This is a genomic window from Thermoactinomyces sp. CICC 10735, from assembly GCF_016055175.1.
GTDB lineage: Bacteria > Bacillota > Bacilli > Thermoactinomycetales > Thermoactinomycetaceae > Thermoactinomyces > Thermoactinomyces vulgaris.
In genome coordinates, this window is the sequence record NZ_JAECVT010000006.1 from 41,149 (window position 1) to 64,338 (window position 23,190).

The window sequence follows — 23,190 nt, forward strand, 5'->3', positions numbered from 1 at the left end:
AATTTGAGCCATTAGCTCAGTTGGTAGAGCACCTGACTTTTAATCAGGGTGTCGAAGGTTCGAGTCCTTCATGGCTCACCACAGTGTTTGGCCTCCTTGGTGGGGTTTTCACTGAGGAGGCTTTCATGATGAATGGACATGCGATAAAAAATAAATTTTCTATTGACTTTATCCCGAAAGCATGTTATTCTGTTTTTTGTCGATATGAGAGCTGACAGTGCGTAATAGCAGTCATGCGGGTGTGGCGGAATTGGCAGACGCACTAGATTTAGGTTCTAGCGCCTTCGGGCGTGGGGGTTCAACTCCCTCCACCCGCACCAAACGTCAACCGGGCGGTCGTGGTGGAATTGGCAGACACGCTATCTTGAGGGGGTAGTGGCCCTTTGGCCGTGCGAGTTCGAGTCTCGCCGACCGCACCAAGCAAAGAATTCTTATATCGGGGTGTGGCTCAGCTTGGCAGAGCGCCTCGTTCGGGACGAGGAGGTCGCAGGTTCAAATCCTGTCACCCCGACCATTTTTATATTTGCGGGTGTAGTTCAGTGGTAGAACATCGGCCTTCCAAGCCGAATGCGAGGGTTCGATTCCCTTCACCCGCTCCAAAATAGAGATGAGAAACACGGATCGCGGTGACTGCTGCGATCCTTATTTTTTTACCGTCAAAGGAGAGATTCAAGGTGCAAGACGAATTTGCGCTCATTCGGTCTTGGTTGAGCCGGCGTCCGACTCCCGACAGGCACATCGAAGTGGATATCGGGGATGATGCGGCGGTTGTCCAACCTCTTTCCGGAAATTCCATGGTCTTGACTTGTGATACGATGGTGGAAACCGTTCATTTTCGCAGGGATACCCTTTCATTTAAGGAAATCGGGCGCAAACTGCTTGCCGTCAATGCAAGTGACATCAATGCGATGGGCGGGGTGCCGGTTTATGCCCTGATCAGTGCATCGGTTCCGGATGGATGGCAGGAAGACGAATTGCTCCAAATTTACGAGGGATTGTATGCGTATGCAGAAGAAATCAAAGTGGCCCTGATCGGCGGGGACACGACCCGTACCGACGGACCTTTGACCCTCACGTTGACCTTGACGGGGGAAGTGGAGAAAGGGCGTGCGCTCCGGCGTTCGGCGGCAAAACCGGGGGATATTTTGTTTGTCACGGGCACTTTGGGGGATTCTGCGGTAGGATTGGATTTGTTGTTGAAGAACCGGGCAGCTTCTGACGGGGAGAAGCTGTTGATTGAGGCGCACCGTCGCCCTGATCCCCCGCTGCAAATCGGACCTTGGCTCTCGGATTCTCCTTTTTACAGCCGCGTGTCCCTGAATGACATCAGTGACGGGCTGGCGCGGGAAGCTTGGGAAATTGCCGAAGCCAGCGGCGTCAAGATTGTGATTGAAGAAGACAAAATCCCTTTGTCCCCGGCTTTGCTCTCTTATGCGGAAAGTTCCGGGCAAGATCCGTATCAGTGGGTATGGAGCGGAGGAGAGGATTTTCAATTGTTGGGAACCGTTCCGTTCCAGCACTGGGAGGCTTTTGAATGGGAGGCAAAGAGAAGAAATTGGAAAATCGCTGCCATCGGACAGGTGGAATCCGGGGAACCCGGTGTTGAAAAAATAGTGGATAAACAAAGGTTGAAAGTGGAGAAATCCGGTTACAATCATTTTGCAAACAGGTGATATTTGTGGAAAAAGAATGCACGGTTGACACGTTCAGCGAAGAAGAGACGAAGGCATTGGCCCGAACCATTGCACGGTATTTGAAACCCGGGGATGTCATTGCGCTGGAGGGGGATTTGGGAGCCGGCAAAACGACACTTGCCCAAGGGATTGCCAAAGCGCTGGGGATTTCGGGACCGGTGGACAGCCCGACCTTTACCATTATCAAAGAATATGAAGGAACGCTTCCCCTTTATCACATGGATGTGTACCGCATTGATTCCCCGGAAGAAGAGTTGGGATTGGAAGAGTATTTTTACGGGGACGGGGTTTGTCTGGTGGAATGGGCATCCCATGTAAAGCCGCTCCTGCCGGATTCCACGTTGTGGATGTTTTTGACGGTAAAGCCGGACCGGAGGAGCATCCGGATTCGATCCAAAGATTCGCGTTGGAATTCATTGATGAAGGAGTTGGCAGCCCGATGAAATTAATCGCCATGGATACCTCCACGCTGGTGATGGGTGTGGCCGTGATGGATCTGGAAAACCAAAAAATTTTGGGAGAGACGGTGACCAATTTACACAAGAACCATTCGGTCCGCTTAATGCCCACCATTGAGCAGCTGTTAAACGACCTGGATCTCGCCGTGGATGATCTCACCCATTTGGCGGTGACACGGGGACCGGGTTCTTACACCGGCATTCGCATCGGAGTGACCACCGCCAAGGCCATGTCCTGGGCAAGACAAATTCCGCTTTACAGTGCGTCCAGCTTGGCGGTGTTGGCGTTAAACGGTGCCCGTTTTGGCGGATGGGTGGTTCCCATGTTTGATGCGCGCCGGCGCAGGGTTTATACCGGGGCATTTCGGATGGACAACCATGAAATCCGTGAAAAATTGCCCCAGCAAGTGATTACCTTGAATGCTTGGTTACAACAATTGAAAGAATCCGGCGAACCGGTTTTGTTTTTGGGGGATGACGTGGTTCGCTTTGAAGAAGAAATCCGGTCCACGCTCGGCAAACAGGCATGTTTCGGCACCCCGCAGGAGAACATTCCCCGCCCGGCATCGTTGGCCTGGTTGGCTTATCAAAAATGGAGCCGGCAAGAACAACCGGAACCACCGGATTTCTCCCCGGAGTATTTGCAGATGACCGAAGCCGAGGCCAATTGGTTAAAAAAACAACGGAAGGAAGGGGCGAATGGCTAAACAATCGCTGGGTCCGGTGGCTTTTCGTCCGATGGAAATCATGGATTTGCCGCAGATTGAATTGGTGGAGAAAAGCTCATTTCCCACCCCTTGGCCGCGCAAGGCGTTTTATAATGAGTTGATGTTTAACCAGTTTGCTTACTACACCGTTGCCACGTACGATGAGAAAGTGATCGGCTACTGCGGGTTCTGGCTGATTTTGGATGAGGCGCACATTACCAACATCGCCATTCACCCGGATTACCGGGGCAGAGGGATTGGTGAAGCGACGTTGAGTTATGTGATGGATTTGGCGAAAAAATTGGGTGCGGAAAAAATGACCTTGGAAGTGCGGGTATCCAATGAAGTGGCCAAAAAAATGTATGAGAAACTGGGATTTGTCCGCTCGGGAATTCGAAAAGGCTATTATACTGACAATAAAGAAGATGCGATGATTATGTGGGTGACATTAAATGAACGAGAACAGAAGGACCATCATTCTGGGAATTGAGACAAGTTGTGATGAAACATCCGCCGCCGTCGTGGAAAACGGAACCACTGTGTTATCCAATGTGATTTCATCACAGATGGACATCCACCGCAAATTTGGCGGCGTGGTGCCGGAAGTGGCTTCCAGACGCCATGTGGAACGGATCACGTTGATTATTGAAAAAGCTTTGCATGATGCCAAGGTCAGCATGGAGGAAGTGGACGGGATTGCCGTGACCCAGGGCCCGGGGTTGGTCGGGGCGCTGTTGATCGGGGTGGCTGCAGCCAAAGCGTTATCGTTTGCCACCGGAAAACCGTTGATCCCGGTGCACCATATTGCAGGGCACATTTATGCCAATCACCTGGTGCAACCGCTCTCCTTCCCGTTGGTCGCACTAGTGGTCTCCGGCGGACATACGGAATTGATCTACATGGAAGAACACAATCGGTTTCAGCTTTTGGGAAAAACAAGGGATGACGCCGCCGGGGAAGCGTTTGACAAAGTGGCGCGGTTGATGAATCTCCCTTATCCGGGAGGGCCGCACATCGACCGTCTGGCGGCAATGGGAACGCCTGAATATGATCTGCCGCGGGCCTGGCTGGAACCGGATTCTTTGGATTTCAGCTTTAGCGGGTTGAAATCGGCTGTCATGAATTTGGTGAACAACGCCAAGCAACGAGGGGAAGAAATCAATGAAGCCAATTTGGCGGCCAGCTTCCAGGAAGCGGTGCTCGAGGTGTTGATTGAAAAGGCGATGCGGGCGGTTCATCAAACCGGAGCGAAACATTTGTTGCTCGCCGGCGGGGTTTCGGCCAACAAAGGCTTGCGGAAACGTTTGCAGGAGCGGGCCGGACAAGAAGGCATCCGGTTTCAAATGCCTCCGTTGGAACTTTGTACGGATAATGCGGCCATGATTGCTGCGGCGGGAACCTATCAGCTGATGGACGGGAAAACGGCCGGTTTAACCTTAAATGCCGATGCCAACCTCCCGCTGATTGGGGAAAACTAAATATAGACAAAAAGAAGACTGACCAATGTCCGACGACATTGGTTTTTTTATTTTAAAGATAAGGATAAGAATAATCAGATTTTAGGTAAAATTATGTTAAAATTAAAATAAATTACGAAGTCAGATGAAGACTGGTCAGGGAGGGGGAACATGATCCGGTTTCGATGCTTGGGAGAACAAGCCCTGATTGTTGAACTGGGGGATCGGATTGATCCGGCCGTTCACCGGAAGGTGCTGGCTTTTTGCAAATGGCTTGAGCAACAAAAGATCAACGGGGTGGTGGAATGGGTTCCTTCGTATACAGGGGTGACCATTCATTTTGATCCATTTTTATTATCCTCTTTTGAACTTCAATCAAAGTTGGCGGATTTTTCCGCCGAATCCGCGGGCGACGGGCAAGATCGGGTGCGGATGATCGGAATCCCGGTTTGTTATGGAGGGGAATTTGGCCCCGATTTGGAGGAACTGGCCCGCTTCTGTCGGATGGATGCCAAAGAGGTGATCCGGATTCATGCCGGCGGAACTTACCTTGTCTATATGATCGGATTTGTTCCGGGGTTCGCTTATTTGGGAGGGATGTCTTCCCGGATCGCGATGCCGAGGCGGGATTCGCCCCGCCCGAAAATTCCGGCCGGTTCCGTCGGGATTGCCGGCGAACAAACCGGCGTTTATCCACTGGAGGTGCCGGGCGGTTGGAGGATCATCGGCAGGACGCCGCTGCCTTTGTTTCTCCCGGATCAATCTCCTCCATCGTTATTGCGCGCCGGGGACCTGGTGCAATTTGTCCCCATTGACGAGCCAGTGTACCACGCCATCAAAGAGAAATGCAATCATGGGGAAATTCCCGTTGAAATTCGTTATGTCAAAGGAGGGAAGGGAAGTGAATCGTCAAGCATCCGTTGACTTAAATTGTGATCTGGGGGAAAGTTTCGGGCATTACCGTCTGGGAAACGATGAAGAAATCATGAAGTGGATTACTTCCTGCAACGTGGCCTGCGGTTATCACGCCGGAGATCCGGAAACCATGTATCACAGCGTCAAACTGGCCAAACAATACGGCGTGTCCCTGGGGGCGCATCCGGGATTTCCCGATTTGATGGGATTCGGGCGGCGTGAGTTGAAGATGTCGGCAGACGAGGTGTACCATATGGTGATTTATCAGGTGGGGGCATTAAAAGCATTTGCCGATGTGGAAGGGGTTCGGGTGAGACATGTGAAACCCCACGGAGCGTTGTACAATCTTGCCACCGTCCAACCCGAACTGGCCCGGGCGATTGCCGAAGCCGTCCGCGATTTGGACAAGCAGTTGATCTTGTTTGCACTGTCCGGAAGCGAACTGGTCAAAGCCGGACGACGGGCCGGATTGACAGTGGCCGAAGAAGGATTTGCCGACCGCACTTACCAGCCGGACGGATCGTTAACCCCCCGCCGCCATCCGAAAGCCGTGATCCATGACATCCGTTCAGCCGCCCGGCAAGTGATTTCCATGGTGAAAGACGGAATGGTGACCACGGTCGAAGGAACCGCTGTTCCGTTAAGAGCGGATACAATCTGTGTGCACGGCGACCATCCGGGGGCGGTTTTTTTCGTATCCCGTTTGCGCAAACAATTGGAGGACGAGGGGATTGTGCTTCGTCCGGCAGGGGAACGTTTGGATGATTGAAGTGGTGGATCCGGGACTCTTGACCACGGTGCAAGACGGGGGAAGAACGGGTTACCAGGCATGGGGCGTGACGGTCGGTGGGGCCGTGGACCGTTTTTCGTTAAACACCGGAAATTTGTTGGTCGGAAATCATCCCGATGCCCCCGGCATTGAGATGAACCTGATCGGAGCGGTTTTCCGTGCGCATGAAACATTGGCGGCCACCCTGACCGGGGCGGATTTTTCGGCCAAGCTGGACGGGAAGGACATGCCGCTTGGAACCGTCTTTTTGTGGCCGGAAGGAAGTCTGCTCTCCCTGAAAGGAAAACCGGATGGTGCCCGCTGTTATCTCACCGTGTCCGGAGGAATTGATGTGCCCGAAGTGTTAAAGAGTGCGTCCACGGATCTCATCGCCGGAATCGGCGGAACCGGTGGACGGGCTCTTAAAAAAGGGGACAAGCTGAAAGTGGGGGAAAAGAGGATGGATCCTTCGGTTTTAAAGGGGCGAAGGCTTTCGCCGGTGTGGTTCCGAAAGAAAAAAAAGAAAGAACCGGAAAAAGTCCGGGTGGTTTTCGGTCCGCATGATGATGCCTTCACCCAAAAAGGAAAAGAACGGTTTATTTCCGCCACATTCCAATGTTCTCACCGGATGAACCGCATGGGCCTTCAATGTTTGGGTGAGCCGGTGGAACACAAAAACGGAGCGGATATCATATCCGCCGGGGTCACGTTTGGATCCATTCAAGTTCCGGCGGACGGACAGCCCTTTATTCTGTTGGCCGATCGCCAGACGACCGGCGGTTACACACAAATTGCGACGGTGATTCGTGCGGATTTCACGAAGATCGCCCAGTTGATGCCGGGCGACCGGATCCGTTTTTGCCCCGTGTCCCTTGGGGAAGCGAGGGAAGCGTTGGTGGAACAAGTCCGCTTTTTAAAACAATTAAGCGCCCATAATCAAAAATGAGGCTGCCATCTTTTTCAGATGGCAGCCGCAACCGTTGTTTGACTAAGATTCATCCGCCAAGTCCGCCCATTCATTGGTGGTTTCCTCCAATTTTTCTTCCAGCTTTGCCAGTTCCTGTTGCAAAGGCGCACTGGCGGACGGATCGTTATAAATTTCTGGATCGCACAACTTGGCGTGAATCTCTTCAATTTTTGATTCCAGTTGTTCGATTTCTTGTTCCAGCCGTTCCAACTTCTGCCGGCGTTGTTTTTGTTTGCGTTGCTTTTCTTTTTCCCGCTTCCGGTAGGCATCTGCTTCAGTCCGCGAAGGGGCGGATGAAGTGCCCTGCGCGGGAGGGGCGGTTTTGTCTTCAAATTGCTCCAATGCCTTTTTCTCCAAGTACCAATCATAATTCCCCTGATAATCCCGTATGCCGTCGGGGGTCAATTCCCAGATGCGGGTGGCCAGGCGCCGGATGAAATACCGGTCGTGCGAAATGAACAGCAGGGTTCCCGGAAATTCTTCCAAGGCTTGCTCCAACCGTTCTTTGCTGGGCATATCCAAATGGTTGGTCGGTTCATCCATCAGCAAAAAATTTGCCTGGTTTAACATGCGTTTACATAAGGAAAGGCGCGCTTTTTCCCCGCCGCTCAAACTGCTCACCTTTTTAAAAACATGGTCCCCGTAAAACAGAAACTGCCCGAGTGCTGAACGGATGGTGGTCTGATCCAGGCGTGGGTGATCATTCCACAATTCGTCAATCACTGAAAGATCCGGATTCAACTCTTGTTGTTCCTGGTCATAATAGTCCATTTCCACTTGCGTTCCCCACTTCCACGTCCCGCTGAGCGGAGGAAGCTTGCCGGCGATGGTTTTTAACAATGTTGATTTTCCCAGCCCGTTCGGACCGATCAGTGCAATGTGTTCTCCCCGTTCGATGCGGAAGTCGAGGTTTTGGATGAGCGGCTTTTCGTATCCGATGGTTAAATTTTTGACTTCCAAAATCTCTTTGCCGCTTCGGACGGCCGGTTCAAACCGGATGGCCGCTTTGCGCGGGCGCGGGGATGGCGGTTCGATGCGTTCCATTTTTTCCAGCGCTTTGCGGCGGCTTTGTGCCCGCTTGGTGGTGGAAGCCCGGGCGATGTTTCGCTCGATGAATTCTTCCATCCTTTTGATTTCGGCTTGTTGCTTTTCATATAGTTTTTGTTGTTGTTCCCATCTCGCTTCTTTCTGTTTCACATAGGAAGAATAATTCCCCACATACCGGGTGATCTGATGGTGTTCCAGTTCATAGATGATGGTGACCAGACGGTCGAGAAAATACCGGTCGTGGGAAACCAAAAGCAAAGCCCCCGGGTAATTGGCGAGCATTTGCTCCAACCAGGACATCGCGTCCATGTCCAGATAGTTGGTCGGCTCATCCAGGATGAGTAAATCCGGTTCTTCCAAAAGCAATTTGGCCAGCGCCACCCGGGTTTTTTGCCCTCCGCTCAAGGATTGGACCGGTGTCGCTTTCCAGTCAATGCCGCCCATTCCCAATCCGGTTAAAGCTCTCCGGATTTTGGCTTCATAAGCATATCCGCCTTTTTCTTCGAATGCGGATTGCAATGAGGAATATTTTTCCAACGTCTTTTCATAGATGTCCGGCCGGGTGTATACTTCTTCTTTGCCCATTTCCGTTTCCAACAGGCGGAGCTGCTTTTCCATCCCGATCAGTTCTTGAAACGGGAGCAAAAGTTCATCCCAGACCGTTTTTTCAGACTGAAGTCCGCTGTTTTGCGCCAAATAGCCGACTCTGGCTTTTTTGGAAAGATGGATTTCGCCTTCATCGGGAAGCAGTTCCCGGATCAAAATTCTTAAAAGCGTGGATTTGCCGGCGCCGTTCGGGCCGATGAGTCCGATATGTTCACCTTCATTGATTTTCAGGTCCACATTTTGAAAAATGATGTTTCCTCCAAATGTTTTTTCTATGTTTTTCGCTTGTAACAGCATTCGGTCCACCTCGCTCATGTCCAGTGTAATCGAGTCTTTGCCGCAGGGCAAATTATTCATGGCGGCCCTTATCTCCGGTGGATTATTGAAAAAAGAAAGGTTATAATGTAAGAATCAATCACTGTTTTTTCATTGCCTTGAAGGAATGAATAACATGAAAAATAAAAAGGAACTGCGCCGGCATTTGCTTGAAGTCCGCAGCCGTCTTTCTTCTGCATATAAGAAAGAATGTTCTGATATTATCTGCCGGAAGGTGACGGGCCATCCGGCTTACAAGCAGGCAAAGACGGTGATGTTTTATATGCCGGTTCGTGGTGAAGCGGATGTTTTGCCTGCCCTGAAAGAAGCGCTTTCATCCGGCAAACGGGTGATTTTGCCAAAAACCGAAAAAGAAAAGAAGTCCATCCGTTGCTTCCGGATTCGGGGATTGAAGGATTTGACCGAAGGAGCCTACGGCATTTTGGAACCGGACGCATCCCTTTGTCAGGAGATTGTCGTTCAGAAAGTGGAATTGGTGATCGTACCGGGCGTCGGCTTCGATGTTTCAGGGTTTCGCCTGGGATACGGCGGCGGATATTATGACCGGTTTTTATCCCGGCACCCCGGAGCGGTCCGTATGGGCGTCGCTTATGATGAACAAATTGTAAATGATGTGAAGGCAGAACCTCATGATTGCAGGATGGACTGGTTGGTTTCCCCACGGAAAATATTGGAATTCACCCGGTTAAAAATTAAGTGAACCACCCGAATTTACAAGTTTTATGGTATGATGTTTTTTGCAAAACTTTTGTGCGTTGATTCACATTTATGGAGGTGTATGTTGGCACGATGCCTGAAAATAAAATACCGCAGGTGACGGCAAAGCGGTTGCCTTTATATTACCGTTATTTGGAGAAATTGCATGCGATCGGGAAACAACGCGTTTCTTCAGCGGATTTGAGCGATGCATTGCATATAGATCCGGCGACGATTCGCCGCGATTTTTCTTACCTGGGTGAGCTCGGGAAAAAAGGTTACGGTTATAATGTTACTTATCTGCTTCAATTTTTACGGGATTTCTTGAAACAAGACGAGGTCACCAATGTGGTGTTGGTTGGAGTGGGAAATCTCGGAACGGCATTATTGAGATATAATTTTTATCGCAGCCACAATACCAAGATCGTTGCCGGTTTTGACCAGGATCCGAACAAAGTGGGAAAAGATGTGGATGGCATTCCGGTCTATTCCATGGATCGCCTGGCGGAAGTGACCCAGTTGCACAATGTGGAAGTGGCGATTTTGACTGTTCCGCTGAATGCGGCTCAATCCACGGCTGATTTTTTGGTCAAGAACGGGATCCGGGGGATTTTAAACTTCACGCCGGCCCGTTTGACGGCGCCACCTTATGTGCGTATTCACAATATCGATTTGACGATCGAACTGCAGACATTGATTTACTTCCTCAAAAACTTTCCGGAAGGGAACCCGGGGGACAGCGAAGAAGAGTCTTTGACGACGGAAAAATGATTGCCACAGATGATTGTAAGGGAGCATTGGATCATGAGCGATGAACAACAGCCGATCACAGAGCATTTAGGGGAGCTTCGACGCCGTATTATATGGAGTCTGGTCTTTTTTTTCGTCGCCTTAATCGGAAGCTTTTTTTATTCGCAGGATGTGTTCTTGTTCATTAAGCAGGACTTGTTTTCCGATTACAAAATCGTCATCTTGAATCCGGTTGATCCGATTCGTATTTATATGCAAATATCGGTCATTATAGCCTTGGTGATCAGTTCGCCTTTCTGGATGTATCACCTTTGGCGCTTTGTCCGCCCGGGTCTTCACCCGAATGAACAAAGGGCCGCGTTGATTTATATTCCGGTCTCATTGGGATTGTTTTTAACGGGCGTTGCTTTCGGGTATTTTGTCATTTTTCCTTATATCCTTGATTTTTTGGTGTTGCTTGGCGGACAGATGGGGTTGCAGGAAAACTTCAGCGTACAATATGCTTTCAGTTTTTTGTTCGGAGTGATCCTGCCGCTCGCGCTGTTTTTTGAATTGCCGGTGATCACTTTGTTTTTGACGCGCATCCGCTTGGTGACGCCGGATTTGTTGCGCAAAGTGCGGCGTTATGCATACCTGGGGCTGGTGATCGTCGCGGCTTTGATCACGCCACCCGAGCCGATCGCCAACATCCTCGTCTCCATTCCGCTGATCTTGTTATATGAAGTAAGTATTTCCATTTCAACGATTTTGTCACGGCGCATGGAGCGCCAAGATGCTGAGTGGGAAAAAGAAAATCAATGATTGGCGAAAAACTCCCGTCCTCTGACGGGAGTTTTTGCGTTACATAGGTTGATATGGATTGGGGAACAATTCCTGATGGAAGGAGGAGTACCATGAGTTCATGTTCAAAAGACCGTTTCCCAAAGGTGTATTTTTTCGCCTTTGTCTTGATGACGCTGTTGGCCATACCATCGGTCAGGCAGTGTGTCTCCCAATTTTTTGAAGACCGGTTGCTCTCTTTGTTCAAAGGCGGAAAGCGCCAGGATGGCGGTTCTTCCGGCCATTCGTCATCGGGCGGCCCGGAAGATGATTTTAAAATCCGTCTTGATTTAAACCAGTCAATATGAGATGTTTATTTATTATAAGGAGCATTTCACAAACAAAAAAGCAGACCGGGATTTGGAAAGCGATTCGGGGTGGGAATCGCTTTCATTTTTGCCTGAACGGGATTTTTGATAGTTTTTTTGGCTCCCCACTTGAAAAATGAAGGCGAGAGGAATATTATATTTAATGGATGTTAGCACTCGGCTTTGATGAGTGCTAACAATATGACAAATTCATCCACTGAACAAAGGAGGGTTTCGCAATGATCAAACCTTTGGGTGATCGTGTTGTCTTGGAAGCAGTAGAAAAAGAAGAAAAAACAGCCAGCGGCATCGTTTTGCCGGACACCGCCAAAGAAAAACCGCAAGAAGGACGCATTGTTGCGGTTGGAAGCGGCCGCTTGGATGACAATGGAAACCGGATCGCATTGGAAGTCAAAGAAGGAGACCATGTGATCTTCTCCAAATATGCCGGAACCGAAGTAAAATACGGCGACAAAGAATACCTCATCTTGCGTGAAAGTGATATCCTCGCAATCGTTGACTGATCTCAGTCATTGAGATATAAAAATTTCACTTACATATGGAAAGGGGACGGTGAGTCATGGCAAAAGAAATTCAATTCAGCGAAGAAGCCCGTCGTGCAATGCTGCGCGGAGTGGACGCACTGGCGAATGCGGTAAAAGTAACCCTCGGACCGAAAGGCCGCAACGTGGTGTTGGAAAGAAAATTCGGTTCTCCTTTGATTACAAATGACGGTGTAACCATTGCAAAAGAAATCGAATTGGAAGATCCTTTTGAAAACATGGGTGCACAGTTGGTGAAAGAAGTAGCAACCAAAACCAACGACGTTGCCGGAGACGGTACCACCACAGCCACCGTTTTGGCACAAGCCATCATCCGTGAAGGATTGAAAAACGTAGCTGCCGGTGCAAACCCGATGATTCTCCGCAAAGGGATCGAAAAAGCGGTTAAAAAAGCCGTTGAACAAATTCATGAAATTGCAAAACCGATCGAAGGAAAAGACTCCATTGCCCAAGTTGCAGCCATTTCTGCTAACGATGAAGAAATCGGTAAATTGATTGCCGAAGCCATGGAAAAAGTGGGTAAAGACGGCGTCATCACCGTGGAAGAGTCCAAAGGATTCGCCACCGAACTCGAAGTGGTGGAAGGGATGCAATTCGACCGCGGTTACATTTCTCCTTACATGGTAACCGACACCGACAAAATGGAAGCTGTTTTGGATGAGCCGTACATCCTCATCACCGACAAAAAAATCAGCAGCATCCAAGAAATCCTGCCGATCCTGGAAAAAGTGGTACAACAAGGCAAACAATTGTTAATCATTGCCGAAGACATGGAAGGGGAAGCATTGGCCACCCTCGTTGTGAACAAATTGCGTGGAACGTTCACCGCTGTGGCTGTAAAAGCTCCCGGATTTGGTGACCGCCGCAAAGCAATGCTCGATGACATTGCCATCTTGACCGGTGGGCAACGCATTTCCGAAGAATTGGGTCTCGACCTGAAATCCGTCGGACTCGAAGTGCTCGGCCGTGCCCGCCAAGTACGCGTCAACAAAGACGACACCATCATCGTTGACGGTTACGGTGAACCCAGTGCCATCCAATCCCGTGTAAACCAAATCCGTCAACAACTCGAAGAAACCACTTCCGAGTTTGATAAAGAAAAACTGCAAGAACGTCTGGCCAAACTGGCTGGCGGTGTGGCCGTCATCAAAGTCGGTGCTGCAACCGAAACCGAACTCAAAGAGAAAAAATTGCGCATTGAAGACGCGCTCAACTCCACCCGTGCCGCTGTGGAAGAAGGAATTGTTGCCGGTGGGGGAACCGCGCTTGTTAATGTGATCAATGTTGTGGGAGATCTGGAAAGCTCTTTGCCGATTGGCGACGAAAAAACCGGTGTTTCCATCATCAAACGTGCACTGGAAGAGCCGGTACGCCAAATCGCTTTCAACGCCGGATTGGAAGGTTCCGTCATCGTGGAACGTCTGAAAAAAGAAGAAGCCGGAGTCGGATTCAACGCTGCAAGCGGCGAATGGGTCGACATGATCCAAGCTGGTGTTGTGGATCCGGCGAAAGTAACCCGTTCCGCACTGCAAAATGCAGCATCCGTTGCTGCCATGTTCCTCACCACGGAAGCCGTTGTGGCTGACAAACCGGAAGAACAAAAAGACAGCGGTTCTCCGGACATGGGAGGAATGGGCGGAATGGGCGGCATGATGTAATCAAGCCCTGAAGCCCGTTGATCTGAAAAAGAGGCCTCCATTCATTGAATGGAAGGCCTCTTTTTCTATCCGTTTTTTGATATGAATAGTTTAACCGATGAATAAAGTCGACAAGAAATATCTGGTGTGTATAACGGAATATCTTTGTTTATATGAGTATTTTATATTGACAACGTTTTCATTTTGCGATTAACTTAATTTAAAGAATAAACAAAGTTTGAAGTTTTTTTCCATCGCAGATCATGAAAGGAGAAGAGGTAGATGAGCTTTTTCCCTAATATTGAAAAAATCCGGTATGAGGGTCCGGGGTCATCCAATCCTTTTGCATTCAAGCACTACAATCCGGAGGAAAAAGTCGGCGGCAAAACCATGGAAGAGATCTTGCGGTTCAGTGTGGCTTATTGGCATACCTTTACCGAAGATTTATCCGATCCGTTCGGGAGCGGAACGGCGCTCAGGCCATGGGACCGGTATCAGGGGCTGGATTTGGCCAAAGCGAGGGTGGAAGCGGCCTTTGAATTTTTTGAAAAACTGGGGGTTCCTTATTTCTGCTTCCATGATGTGGATATCGCGCCGGAAGGAAGCAATTTAAGAGAGACCAATCGAAATCTGGATATCATTGTGTCGATGATTAAGGATTACATGAAAGACAGCAAGGTTAAATTGCTGTGGAACACCGTGAACAACTTTACGCACCCGCGTTTCGTGCACGGGGCGGCCTCTTCCAACCAGGCGGATGTGTTTGCCTATGCAGCAGCCAAAGTGAAAAAAGGGTTGGAAATTGCCAAAGAGCTGGAAGCGGAAAATTATGTGTTTTGGGGCGGGCGCGAAGGATATGAAACGCTTTTGAATACCGACATGAAGCTGGAGTTGGACAATTTGGCCCGTTTCTTCCGCATGGCGGTGGATTATGCCAAAGAAATCGGCTTTGAAGGGCAGTTGTTGCTGGAGCCGAAACCCAAAGAGCCGACCTCGCACCAATATGATTTTGATGCGGCCAGTTGCTATGCGTTTTTGCAACATTATGACCTTCAAGATGATTTCAAATTAAATATCGAAGCCAACCATGCCACCCTTGCCGGCCACACCTTTGAACATGAACTGCGCTATGCACGGATTCACGGCTTGCTGGGGTCTGTGGATGCCAACCAGGGGCATCCTCTGTTGGGTTGGGATACCGATGAATTTCCGTCGGATTTGTATGCAACAACCCTGGCCATGTATGAAATTCTGAAAAATGGTGGCTTGAAGCCGGGCGGATTGAACTTTGACGCCAAAGTGCGCCGTGGTTCGTTCGAACCGGATGATTTATTCCTGGCCCATATCGTCGGAATGGACAGCTTTGCCGTGGGGCTCAAAGTGGCACAAAAATTGATTGATGATCAAGTGCTGGATGGATGGATCGAAAAACGGTACGCGAGTTATCGGGATGGAATCGGAAAAGAGATTGTCGAAGGGAAAGTCGATTTTCACAAATTGGAGGAATATGCGCTGGGCTTAAACGAAATCCGGAATGAATCCGGGCGGCTGGAACAGATCAAAGCCACCATCAACCAATACTTGTTAAATATTGTTGCCCAAAGGTAAAGCAGGAGGTTTCTTCCGGTGAATGCCTTGACAAAGAGAGGAGGCGGAGGGCCGGCCCCCGAAAAGGGGGCTTGTTCCTCAAAACGGATGAAGGATGGCACGCATCGCTTTTATATTTTATCGCTTACTTTGACCGCGGCATTGGGAGGACTTTTGTTCGGATATGACACGGCTGTCATCTCCGGGGCGGAGCAAGCCATTGAAGTATACCTGATCCAAAGTCTCGGGCTTGGTTCATTCGTCCACGGGTTAACCGTGTCATCCGCATTGATTGGTTGCATCCTTGGCGCCATGATTTCCGGATGGATTTCCAATTCCATCGGACGCAAAAATGCATTGTTGGTATCGGCTGTTTTATTTATCTTGTCGGCTTTGGGGTCCGCGTATCCGGAGTTCTTTTTTTTCCAAGCGGGGGAGCCCACGATGGGATTGCTGTGGATGTTTAACTTCTACCGGATTCTTGGCGGGGTCGGGGTTGGAATCGCATCTGCCGCTTCACCGACGTATATCGGGGAAATCGCCCCTGCATCCGTCCGGGGAAGGCTTGTTTCTTACTACCAATTTGCCATTATTTTCGGGCAATTGGTGGTATACATTGTGAACTGGATGATTGCCAGCGGCCATTCGATGGAGTGGATTGTCGACCGTGGCTGGAGGTACATGATGGCATCCGAACTGGTTCCGGCCACCCTGTTTTTGGTTTTATTGTTTTTTGTTCCGGAAACTCCGAGGTTCCTGGCTTCCAAAAGCCGCAGGGATCAGGCGTTTGGCATCTTAAAGAAAATCTATGGCTCCAAAGACCGGGCGCAGGGAATTTTGGCGGAAATCGAAGCGTCGTTGCGCCAAAAAGTGAAAGCCGGCCGGCTGTTTTCCTACGGGAAGCTTGTGATTGCCGTGGGGGTTTTGCTTTCGGTTTTCCAGCAATTCGTCGGAATCAATGTGGCGCTCTATTATGCCCCGCGCATTTTTGAAAGCATGGGTGCCGGCCAAAATGCCTCCATGGTCCAAACCGTGGTCATGGGGACTGTCAATGTCATTTTCACCATCGTGGCCATTCAAACGGTGGACAAATGGGGAAGAAAACCTTTGCTGATTACCGGTTCAATCGGAATGGCCGCAGGCATGTTCGGAATGGCGGCGTTTGCATCACTCCAATGGTTCGGCATCTGGGCATTGTTTTTCATGGTATTTTACACCGCGTCGTTTATGATGTCTTGGGGACCGGTTTGCTGGGTGATGTTGTCTGAAATTTTCCCAAACAAAATCCGGGGGCAGGCCATGGCGGTGGCCGTTGCCGCACAATGGCTGGCCAATTTCTTCATTTCTTCGACTTATCCGGCCATGATGGAATTCAGTGGTGCGTTCACTTATGGTTTTTACGGAACCATGAGCGTACTGTCCGCGCTGTTTATCTGGAAGATGGTTCCGGAAACCAAAGGAAAAACACTGGAGCAGATGGAAGCATTGTGGAAAAAAGAAAAGCAAAGTCCGGCAGGCAAAGCGGACACCGTTTAAAAACCTCCGTTTTCGGAGGTTTTTTTTGTGTTTGTTGAAATGAAACAAAAAACTCTCCTGAATCCAAGTGGCCAGGAGAGTTTTTGATGCTCATTATCCGGTCCGTTTGACGGGCTCTTTCATTTCCAGCTGCACATTTCCGTTCCGGTTCAGTTTGTTCCAACCGACTGAGACGCCTTTTAATGCATAGTAGAACGAACGGAGGACGACGTAAGACATGAGTTGCCGGTAGACAAACCGCTGGATAAACAGCCATTTCAACGGTTTGGGGCTTTCCTTTTCCAATTGGAAGGCGAAATAAGCCGCCAAAAGGTCAAACAGCAGGAATCCGGCATAAAACATCATGGTGGTGACGGCGTGTTCCGTAAACAAACTCAACAGGCAGAGCAAGTCGACAAACAGCGAGAAAGTTTGCACCCCGTATTGAAAGATCCACATATTGGGGAGGGAAACAAATCCCAGTGCTTTTTGCTCTCTGGAGAAAAGAGCGCCCCGGTGTTTCCACAAACATTGCAACGTTCCGTAAATCCAGCGGGTCCGCTGTTTGATGAGGCTTTTTAAGTCTTCGGGCGCTTCGGTGTAAGCAAGCGCGCGCACTTCGAACTCCACTTTGTAGCCGTGGCGTAACAGGGTGATGGTGATGTCGGTGTCCTCCGCCAAGGTGTCATGCTGGAAATAACCGACTTCTTCGACGGCTTTTTTGCGCCAAGCACCGATGGCTCCCGGAACGACCGGGATGCAGTTCAAATCGTCAAAAGCCCTCCGTTCCAAGTTAAAGCCCGTGATATATTCCACATGTTGCCACAGCGTGATCAGGTTCCGGACGTTTCCCACTTTGACGTTCCCGGAAACTGCCGCCACCTTTTCATCCTGGAAGTGCCGGACCAAAAGCGGGATGGTGTCTTCCGTAATCAGGGTGTCGGCATCAATCGACACAATGATTTCCCCTTTGGCCAGACGGTATCCCCGGTTGATGGCCGTTGTTTTTCCGCTGTTGGGCTGGGTGATCACCCGGACTCTGGGATCATGGTAAAACTCCTGTTTGATCACCGCTTCGGTCCGGTCGGTGGATCCGTCATTGACGATGATCACTTCCAACTGGTCGTAACGGCTTTTCAATACTGAATGGATGGTTTTGTTAATCACTTTTTCCTCGTTGTAAGCGGCGATCACCACGCTGACCATCGGATGGAAATCGACGAGTTCCGCTCCCCGGTTCAGCCATTTGACCCGCCTTTTGAATTTGATCCGTTGCCGGAAGGAGAAATACATCAAAAAGGCGACCCGGACAAACCCGATGCCGATGCCCGCATAGATGAGAAAGGTGAAGCTGTGTTGAAACAATCCCCATACGGTATACACGGCTTTGACAAACGGCATGTAAATCTTTTCTTCCGGCTGGATGGAAGGCATGGCTTCCTCCCGCGTTTTTCCGGTCAACTCGCTGACGGTGACAAATTGATACCCTTCTTTTTTCAGGGTTTCAATCAAGCCGGGCAGTGCACGGACCGTTGCCGAGCGGTCCCCGCCGGCATCGTGCATGAGCGCGATATGTCCCAGATTCAACTGGGATAAAACGCGTTTTTGGATTTGTTCGCTGGGGGGGTTTTGCCAGTCGAACGTTTCGATGTTTTTGCTGATCATCGTATATCCGTATCCGCTTCCCCGCACCATGGCCCGGATTTCATCCAAGGTTTGCGGTTCCGACTCCACTTGATAGGGAGGGCGGAACGTGGTCATGGTGTGGTCGGTAAAGGCTTGGAACAACCGTTGGGTTGCATGCAACTCCAGCTGCACGCGCAACGGATGGACTTGTCCCAAATGAGGGTGAAAGTACGTATGGTTGCCGACCTCGTGCCCTTCCTCATACAACCGTTCCACCAGATCCGGGTGTAACACGGCATTTCTGCCGGTAATGTAAAAAGAAGCTTTGACGTTGTGCTCTTTTAAAATGTCCAGGATTTTCCCGGTATAGGTGCCGTCGGGACCGTCATCAAACGTGAGTGCGATTTTCTTCCCGTCCACTGAGCCAAACCGCTGAATCAGAAGCGGGGAAGACGGGTGACGGTAGTCGACGGATTGGATCCATTTTTCGTTTTGCATGGTGATATCACGGGTTCCCTTTTTTTCGGTGTCCGCGACAGACAATATTTCCCCGTTGCCGATGTATTCAGGAATGGGGCTGGAGATTTGCTTGATGTCGGCCAAGGCATCGGGATCCCGGTTGATCAACGGCCAAATCGCTTGGTCTTCCGAACCCAGCCGCCAAAAGGCAATTCCCTCGGCGCCATATTGCCGGATCAGGCGCAATTGATTGTAAAAGGCCGGCGCATCCAAAAACCAGACAATGTGTTCTTCATTTCCTTTTTTGTAACGCAGGGTGGGATTGTTGCTTGCCCGGTCCCATTCAATATTTAAATTATGCTGTCGGGCCAGCAACATGACTTGGTCGAAAGTCAAGGATTCAGCTGGCGTTTGCTTTCCAACCGTCCAGTCGTATCCGTAAGTCCCCAGACTGATGATCCGTTTGGAAGGAGGAACCGGCAAATTCTCCAGGGATTGTTTCACCCAGTCAAAGGAGGCAACCGGCCCCGGAGACCCTTCTTTATGATGTTCTTCATGCAAAATGACATCCAGATAATCGGCATATTTGGACAGCGCGAGGAGATCATAAGCAGGATCGCGAATCGGGACGCTGTGGATCACCTTGAGCCCGTCCTGATGAAAGGCAAAAGACAGTTCTTTGATGAATTGGGTAAACCGCAGTTTGTCTTCAGCCCGGACCTTTTCAAAATAAATGTTGATCCCGGCATAACCGTGTTTTTTACGTCCTGGCGCAGATTTTCTATCAATGCGGCGCGCTTTTGCGGCGAGGCCAGCAGGCGCCGGACCGCCGGTTCGTCCCACTCTTGACCGGAAAAATTATTCAGTCTTGGAATGATTTTGACATGATGTTTCTCAGCCAGCTTGTCCACATTCTCGTCCCGTTTGATGTCCAGCGTCAAATCGGGGGTGAGCGAATACCACTCCGGAATCAGCACGTCGATGTCTTTGATGTGCCCCAGTGTGTTCAAATCAAACCAGCCTTTGGAATCCCAAGGGACGTAATAGGCATAAGTTGTGAAATCTTTTGCTTCTTGTGTTCCGGTTTCCCCGGGGAACACAGGCGATTCGCCGTCGGAAGACACGTCATTCCGTTCAGCCGGCTGAATGGAAGATTTCGCCCATGAGTTTGAATAGAGCGGAGGAACGACCGGATGATCATACAGGCTGATCCCGAATACGGCCAGGCTGACCAAGGAAAGAAGGCTTAAAATCAGGAAAGCCCGCTTTAAAAATCTCCACCTTCTGCCCCGGTCATGGAAGACAAACATTTTTTCTTCATTGGACAGCGTCCGGATATGTACGTCTTTGTAAAGAAAGAGAAAGATCCCGTGGCATACAAGCAAAAACAGGGCGCCGGTCAAGAGATAAAGAATGGTTTCATCCGCGGTGGGAAAAAACCGGTCCATCCCCATCCGGTACACCGCCACATGCAGAAGCGGATATAAAAGCGAAACACAAATTCCCACACAGACCGCCAACAGATTCAGACGAAAGACCAGGCTGAGGATGAGTCCGATGATCCATGCCGTGTGTCCGATCGGCAGGATCCCGAGCAATACACCGAGTGTTCCGCCGGCGGCTCTTTTCTGATACGAACCGACAAAAAACAAGGAAAAGATGATATTGGCAATTTTTCGTCTCATTTTGCAATACCTCTTCAGGTGTCTTTCATGAAGTTGGTAAAGAATGAATGGTTTTGCAGGTTTTCCGTTTTTTAAAAATAAAATTATATTTCATTTAGCAATCCTACGTTTATATTCGAATTAAAATATTGGATTAAGTGCAACTTTTCTCTTGTTCAAAGGATCGACACAATCGCCGGGAAATTCACCAGTGAGCTTGCTTTGAAGGAGGTCATGAACCGGAAGGGGCTTTGACAAAGATTGGATTAAAAGATATCCTTGATCTGTCAAAGAGTTAGAGTTTCTGGAAAGAGAATAAGATTCTGTCATGGATGGATCTGGTAAAAAATACTTGAAAAAGGACAGATTGGTATCACTAATCTGTTATAAATTTTGGTAATCGGTGTTTGGATTATTTTTGCTAAAATAGTAGAATAGTAAAAGCTTCAAAAACTGAGAATAAAGAGGAGAGACAGATGGTCAGGAAGCTGCTTTCCATTTTACTTACGGCCTGTATCCTGTCCGCATCCTTCATCACCGGTGCCCAACAGGTGAATGCGGAGTCCGGAAAAAAAGAACTGGAAGAAGTGCGTGACCAACAGAAGAAGTCGGAAAGCGAAATCGAAAAAATTCAGGACATGAAGGTAGAGACCCAGAAAGAATTGGCGAAAGTGGAACAAGAAATCACCCAATTGGACCAACAAATCGGTGAGATCAACAAGAAAATCGAAGCCAATCAAACGTACTTGGAAAAGCATGAAAAGTCGTTCGGGGAAAACTTGAGACGCATGTATCTACAGGGGGACGGGACGCATTTGGCTCACCTGTTCACTGTGGATTCGTTCTCCAAATTTTTGGAACGGTTTGAAGTGATGCGCATTCTCATGAAAGAACAGGCCAACGAACTCAATGTTTTTGTGAAGGCAAAAATGGATCTGGAAAAAAACAAAAAAGAGTTGGAAGAGAAAAAGAAAGCCCAATCTGAACTTTTGGAACAATCGGAAGCAAAAGTAAAAGAAATCGAGGCGCAACTTCAAAAACACCGGGAAGAATTGAACAAGCTGGAAGCCAAGGAAAAAGAGCTGATGCAAAAATACGCCGGTTCTGGCGGGGGAGGCGGAATCCTTGCCTTTCCAAGCACGCGCGGAACGGTTTATTGGAACTTCTCCCAAAACCGCGGGACACACATACACGCGGGAATTGACATTCCCCGTCCGGTGGGGACACCGATTTACGCCGCAGAATCCGGCGTGGTTCAATCGATTAAATCGAACCCCGGTGGGTACGGAATTTACGTGATCATTAATCATGGCAACGGATTGAGCACCCTTTATGCCCATATGTACCGTTACCAAGTAAATGTCAGTGTCGGACAGCGCGTTTCCAGAGGGCAACAAATTGCCGCCGTCGGGAACAACGGGCGGTCGACCGGCCCGCACTTGCACTTTGAGGTACATAAAAACGGGACGCCTGTCAATCCGAGGAACTACATTCAATAAAAAAAGCCACCCGGCGAGGTGGCTTTTTTTATTCCGTTCGGACCAAAAATTGCCGTTTTTCCAACCGGCTTTTCAAACGAAGGAGTTGTTCCTTTTGCCAGTGGTTCAATTTTTCGGTCGGAATCAAGGTGAGAAGGGAAATATACAAGAAAAACAGCCGGTATTCCAAGAAAAAGTTCACTTGTTCCTGCCAGCCGTCTTCCAGATGGTGTTCCAAAAAATATCCTTCCATCAATGAGTGGAGGAACGAATCTTTCAGTGTTTCATGATTTTTTTCGGGAAACCCTTCCAATGCGTGGAAAAGAAGGGTGGCAATCTCGTATGTAAAGAAATGGTGTTTTATGTGCTTGAAGTCAAACAAAATCACCTGATCATGCGGATCAACCAAAAAACCTCCGGGCTGAAAATCATTGTGGATCAAACCGTAAGATTGGCTGTTTTTGGGGAAGGAGCGGACTTTTTGCAAAAATAAACTGAAGCGGTCGGCGATCCAGCCGTCCACAAAAGAGAAGTCCCGGTAAAAGATCTCTCCTTCGTTCCATTCTTCATATGCCGGGATGGCGGCCCGTTGCGTAAACCGGGATGACAGCGAATGGATCTTTCCCATCGTTTGTCCGATCCGGCGCAGCAATCGGGGGTTCCATACATACGGATTGGATGCATGGATTTTTTCTCCTTTTTCCTTTTTATAAGATATGATGCAGCAGGGGATGGGCAATCGAATGATCGTTTCAACGGGCCGGCCGTTTTCCGACAAGACGGGTTCCGGCAGCCGGACGCCGTTGGACCGGAGATAAGAGATCCATTGCTGTTCCAGATTCAATTGGCCTTCGTCTTTTCGGGCAATTGGAATCAGTTTTAAGATGAACCGTTCCCCGTCCCGCTCATACTCATAGACATTTTCATGAAATCCACCCAGGAACCGGAGTGAATCTGCATTTCCCTGAAATTTGCGACATGCTTCTTGTACGATTTCTTTTTTCCACATACCAATAACCCACCTATCTCCATTCAGTCAATACTGTCTCCATCATACCATTTGTCAATGGGAAAGTTCTATCAAAGCCTGGTGACAATCGGGCAATTTGGACGCATCCAAAAAAGATGAGGG

Annotated in this window: 21 protein-coding genes and 5 tRNA genes; 22 read left to right on the plus strand and 4 right to left on the minus strand. The window is 49.4% G+C overall.

Annotation, left to right across the window (positions count from 1 at the left end):
• Positions 1–5 precede the first annotated feature (5 nt).
• The 13 genes from I8U23_RS12560 (at position 6) to I8U23_RS12620 (ending at position 6,946) form a co-directional block, all read left to right on the plus strand.
• A tRNA-Lys gene (locus I8U23_RS12560) sits at positions 6–81 on the plus strand.
• Positions 82–235: 154 nt separating this feature from the next.
• Positions 236–320, plus strand: a tRNA-Leu gene (locus tag I8U23_RS12565).
• Between the two features lie 12 nt (positions 321–332).
• A tRNA-Leu gene (locus I8U23_RS12570) sits at positions 333–419 on the plus strand.
• An 18-nt stretch (positions 420–437) separates the two neighbouring features.
• Positions 438–514 (plus strand) — tRNA-Pro (locus I8U23_RS12575).
• Between the two features lie 11 nt (positions 515–525).
• Positions 526–599, plus strand: a tRNA-Gly gene (locus I8U23_RS12580).
• A gap of 75 nt (positions 600–674) precedes the next feature.
• On the plus strand, positions 675–1,673 hold the full coding sequence (thiL, locus tag I8U23_RS12585; RefSeq protein WP_198051103.1) for a thiamine-phosphate kinase: 999 nt from the start codon (positions 675–677) through the stop codon (positions 1,671–1,673).
• Positions 1,674–1,678: 5 nt separating this feature from the next.
• Positions 1,679–2,137 (plus strand): tRNA (adenosine(37)-N6)-threonylcarbamoyltransferase complex ATPase subunit type 1 TsaE, encoded by a 459-nt coding sequence (gene tsaE / locus I8U23_RS12590; protein WP_037998151.1) that lies wholly within the window; start codon positions 1,679–1,681, stop codon positions 2,135–2,137.
• Positions 2,134–2,859, plus strand: coding sequence for a tRNA (adenosine(37)-N6)-threonylcarbamoyltransferase complex dimerization subunit type 1 TsaB (gene tsaB / locus I8U23_RS12595; protein WP_198051104.1), 726 nt, complete (start codon positions 2,134–2,136; stop codon positions 2,857–2,859). The genes tsaE and tsaB overlap by 4 nt, the downstream gene beginning before the upstream one ends.
• A complete protein-coding gene (gene rimI / locus I8U23_RS12600) occupies positions 2,852–3,349 on the plus strand; it encodes a ribosomal protein S18-alanine N-acetyltransferase (protein WP_037998146.1) in 498 nt (165 codons plus the stop codon). Before tsaB ends, rimI begins: the two co-directional genes overlap by 8 nt.
• Positions 3,312–4,337: a tRNA (adenosine(37)-N6)-threonylcarbamoyltransferase complex transferase subunit TsaD gene (gene tsaD / locus I8U23_RS12605; protein ID WP_062843376.1), complete on the plus strand. Its 1,026-nt coding sequence runs from the start codon at positions 3,312–3,314 to the stop codon at positions 4,335–4,337. The genes rimI and tsaD overlap by 38 nt, the downstream gene beginning before the upstream one ends.
• Positions 4,338–4,487: 150 nt before the next feature.
• Positions 4,488–5,240, plus strand: coding sequence for a 5-oxoprolinase subunit PxpB (gene pxpB / locus I8U23_RS12610; protein ID WP_069201568.1), 753 nt, complete (start codon positions 4,488–4,490; stop codon positions 5,238–5,240).
• Entirely contained in the window at positions 5,197–6,000 is an 804-nt protein-coding gene (locus tag I8U23_RS12615) for a LamB/YcsF family protein (RefSeq protein WP_052186916.1), read from the plus strand. Before pxpB ends, I8U23_RS12615 begins: the two co-directional genes overlap by 44 nt.
• On the plus strand, positions 5,993–6,946 hold the full coding sequence (locus I8U23_RS12620; protein WP_198051105.1) for a 5-oxoprolinase subunit C family protein: 954 nt from the start codon (positions 5,993–5,995) through the stop codon (positions 6,944–6,946). Before I8U23_RS12615 ends, I8U23_RS12620 begins: the two co-directional genes overlap by 8 nt.
• 42 nt (positions 6,947–6,988) lie before the next feature.
• Here I8U23_RS12620 and I8U23_RS12625 read toward each other — a convergent pair whose 3' ends face one another.
• Positions 6,989–8,977: an ABC-F family ATP-binding cassette domain-containing protein gene (locus I8U23_RS12625; protein ID WP_231564652.1), complete on the minus strand. Its 1,989-nt coding sequence runs from the start codon at positions 8,975–8,977 to the stop codon at positions 6,989–6,991.
• Between the two features lie 94 nt (positions 8,978–9,071).
• Between I8U23_RS12625 and I8U23_RS12630 the strand changes: the two genes are divergently transcribed.
• From I8U23_RS12630 to xylE, 8 genes are all read left to right on the plus strand, one after another.
• On the plus strand, positions 9,072–9,656 hold the full coding sequence (locus I8U23_RS12630; RefSeq protein WP_037998281.1) for a 5-formyltetrahydrofolate cyclo-ligase: 585 nt from the start codon (positions 9,072–9,074) through the stop codon (positions 9,654–9,656).
• Between the two features lie 89 nt (positions 9,657–9,745).
• Positions 9,746–10,423 carry a redox-sensing transcriptional repressor Rex gene (locus I8U23_RS12635; RefSeq protein WP_052186911.1) on the plus strand — a complete coding sequence of 226 codons (678 nt, stop codon included), beginning with the start codon at positions 9,746–9,748 and terminating at the stop codon, positions 10,421–10,423.
• Positions 10,424–10,456: 33 nt separating this feature from the next.
• Entirely contained in the window at positions 10,457–11,203 is a 747-nt protein-coding gene (gene tatC, locus I8U23_RS12640; protein ID WP_037998282.1) for a twin-arginine translocase subunit TatC, read from the plus strand.
• Positions 11,204–11,295: 92 nt separating this feature from the next.
• Entirely contained in the window at positions 11,296–11,529 is a 234-nt protein-coding gene (locus I8U23_RS12645) for a hypothetical protein (RefSeq protein WP_037998284.1), read from the plus strand.
• A 239-nt stretch (positions 11,530–11,768) separates the two neighbouring features.
• Positions 11,769–12,053, plus strand: coding sequence for a co-chaperone GroES (gene groES / locus I8U23_RS12650; RefSeq protein WP_037998287.1), 285 nt, complete (start codon positions 11,769–11,771; stop codon positions 12,051–12,053).
• A 56-nt stretch (positions 12,054–12,109) separates the two neighbouring features.
• A complete protein-coding gene (groL, locus tag I8U23_RS12655; protein ID WP_121874493.1) occupies positions 12,110–13,750 on the plus strand; it encodes a chaperonin GroEL in 1,641 nt (546 codons plus the stop codon).
• Between the two features lie 261 nt (positions 13,751–14,011).
• Complete coding sequence (gene xylA / locus I8U23_RS12660) at positions 14,012–15,337, plus strand: xylose isomerase (protein WP_037998292.1); 1,326 nt, start codon at positions 14,012–14,014, stop codon at positions 15,335–15,337.
• Between the two features lie 87 nt (positions 15,338–15,424).
• The gene (xylE, locus tag I8U23_RS12665; protein ID WP_198051114.1) at positions 15,425–16,852 is read left to right on the plus strand and encodes a D-xylose transporter XylE; all 1,428 of its coding nucleotides are present in this window, start codon (positions 15,425–15,427) and stop codon (positions 16,850–16,852) included.
• A 93-nt stretch (positions 16,853–16,945) separates the two neighbouring features.
• Here xylE and I8U23_RS12670 read toward each other — a convergent pair whose 3' ends face one another.
• Together I8U23_RS12670 and I8U23_RS13480 are read right to left on the minus strand one after the other, a co-directional pair.
• A complete protein-coding gene (locus I8U23_RS12670) occupies positions 16,946–19,657 on the minus strand; it encodes a trifunctional glycoside hydrolase family 18/polysaccharide deacetylase/glycosyltransferase family 2 protein (RefSeq protein ID WP_370526953.1) in 2,712 nt (903 codons plus the stop codon).
• Entirely contained in the window at positions 19,555–20,601 is a 1,047-nt protein-coding gene (locus I8U23_RS13480) for a hypothetical protein (RefSeq protein ID WP_232335534.1), read from the minus strand. The genes I8U23_RS12670 and I8U23_RS13480 overlap by 103 nt, the downstream gene beginning before the upstream one ends.
• A 455-nt stretch (positions 20,602–21,056) precedes the next feature.
• Here I8U23_RS13480 and I8U23_RS12675 point away from each other — a divergent pair, with 455 nt between their 5' ends.
• Positions 21,057–22,079 carry a murein hydrolase activator EnvC family protein gene (locus I8U23_RS12675; protein ID WP_131470878.1) on the plus strand — a complete coding sequence of 341 codons (1,023 nt, stop codon included), beginning with the start codon at positions 21,057–21,059 and terminating at the stop codon, positions 22,077–22,079.
• Positions 22,080–22,107: 28 nt separating this feature from the next.
• On the opposite strand, the gene I8U23_RS12680 is transcribed toward I8U23_RS12675, so the two are convergent.
• Positions 22,108–23,067, minus strand: coding sequence for a phosphotransferase enzyme family protein (locus I8U23_RS12680; protein ID WP_062843371.1), 960 nt, complete (start codon positions 23,065–23,067; stop codon positions 22,108–22,110).
• Positions 23,068–23,190: the final 123 nt, after the last annotated feature.

Bases quoted from the DNA above. Each gene is read 5' to 3' on its own strand.
- tsaB (WP_198051104.1), top strand. From the start codon at position 2,134: ATGAAATTAATCGCCATGGATACCTCCACGCTGGTGATGGGTGTGGCC.
- rimI (WP_037998146.1), top strand. From the start codon at position 2,852: ATGGCTAAACAATCGCTGGGTCCGGTGGCTTTTCGTCCGATGGAAATC.
- tsaD (WP_062843376.1), top strand. From the start codon at position 3,312: ATGAACGAGAACAGAAGGACCATCATTCTGGGAATTGAGACAAGTTGT.
- pxpB (WP_069201568.1), top strand. From the start codon at position 4,488: ATGATCCGGTTTCGATGCTTGGGAGAACAAGCCCTGATTGTTGAACTG.
- I8U23_RS12615 (WP_052186916.1), top strand. From the start codon at position 5,197: ATGTCAAAGGAGGGAAGGGAAGTGAATCGTCAAGCATCCGTTGACTTA.
- I8U23_RS12620 (WP_198051105.1), top strand. From the start codon at position 5,993: ATGATTGAAGTGGTGGATCCGGGACTCTTGACCACGGTGCAAGACGGG.
- I8U23_RS12625 (WP_231564652.1), bottom strand. From the start codon at position 8,977: ATGAATAATTTGCCCTGCGGCAAAGACTCGATTACACTGGACATGAGC.
- I8U23_RS12630 (WP_037998281.1), top strand. From the start codon at position 9,072: ATGAAAAATAAAAAGGAACTGCGCCGGCATTTGCTTGAAGTCCGCAGC.
- I8U23_RS12635 (WP_052186911.1), top strand. From the start codon at position 9,746: ATGCCTGAAAATAAAATACCGCAGGTGACGGCAAAGCGGTTGCCTTTA.
- tatC (WP_037998282.1), top strand. From the start codon at position 10,457: ATGAGCGATGAACAACAGCCGATCACAGAGCATTTAGGGGAGCTTCGA.
- I8U23_RS12645 (WP_037998284.1), top strand. From the start codon at position 11,296: ATGAGTTCATGTTCAAAAGACCGTTTCCCAAAGGTGTATTTTTTCGCC.
- groES (WP_037998287.1), top strand. From the start codon at position 11,769: ATGATCAAACCTTTGGGTGATCGTGTTGTCTTGGAAGCAGTAGAAAAA.
- groL (WP_121874493.1), top strand. From the start codon at position 12,110: ATGGCAAAAGAAATTCAATTCAGCGAAGAAGCCCGTCGTGCAATGCTG.
- xylA (WP_037998292.1), top strand. From the start codon at position 14,012: ATGAGCTTTTTCCCTAATATTGAAAAAATCCGGTATGAGGGTCCGGGG.
- xylE (WP_198051114.1), top strand. From the start codon at position 15,425: ATGAAGGATGGCACGCATCGCTTTTATATTTTATCGCTTACTTTGACC.
- I8U23_RS13480 (WP_232335534.1), bottom strand. From the start codon at position 20,601: ATGAGACGAAAAATTGCCAATATCATCTTTTCCTTGTTTTTTGTCGGT.
- I8U23_RS12675 (WP_131470878.1), top strand. From the start codon at position 21,057: ATGGTCAGGAAGCTGCTTTCCATTTTACTTACGGCCTGTATCCTGTCC.
- I8U23_RS12680 (WP_062843371.1), bottom strand. From the start codon at position 23,067: ATGTGGAAAAAAGAAATCGTACAAGAAGCATGTCGCAAATTTCAGGGA.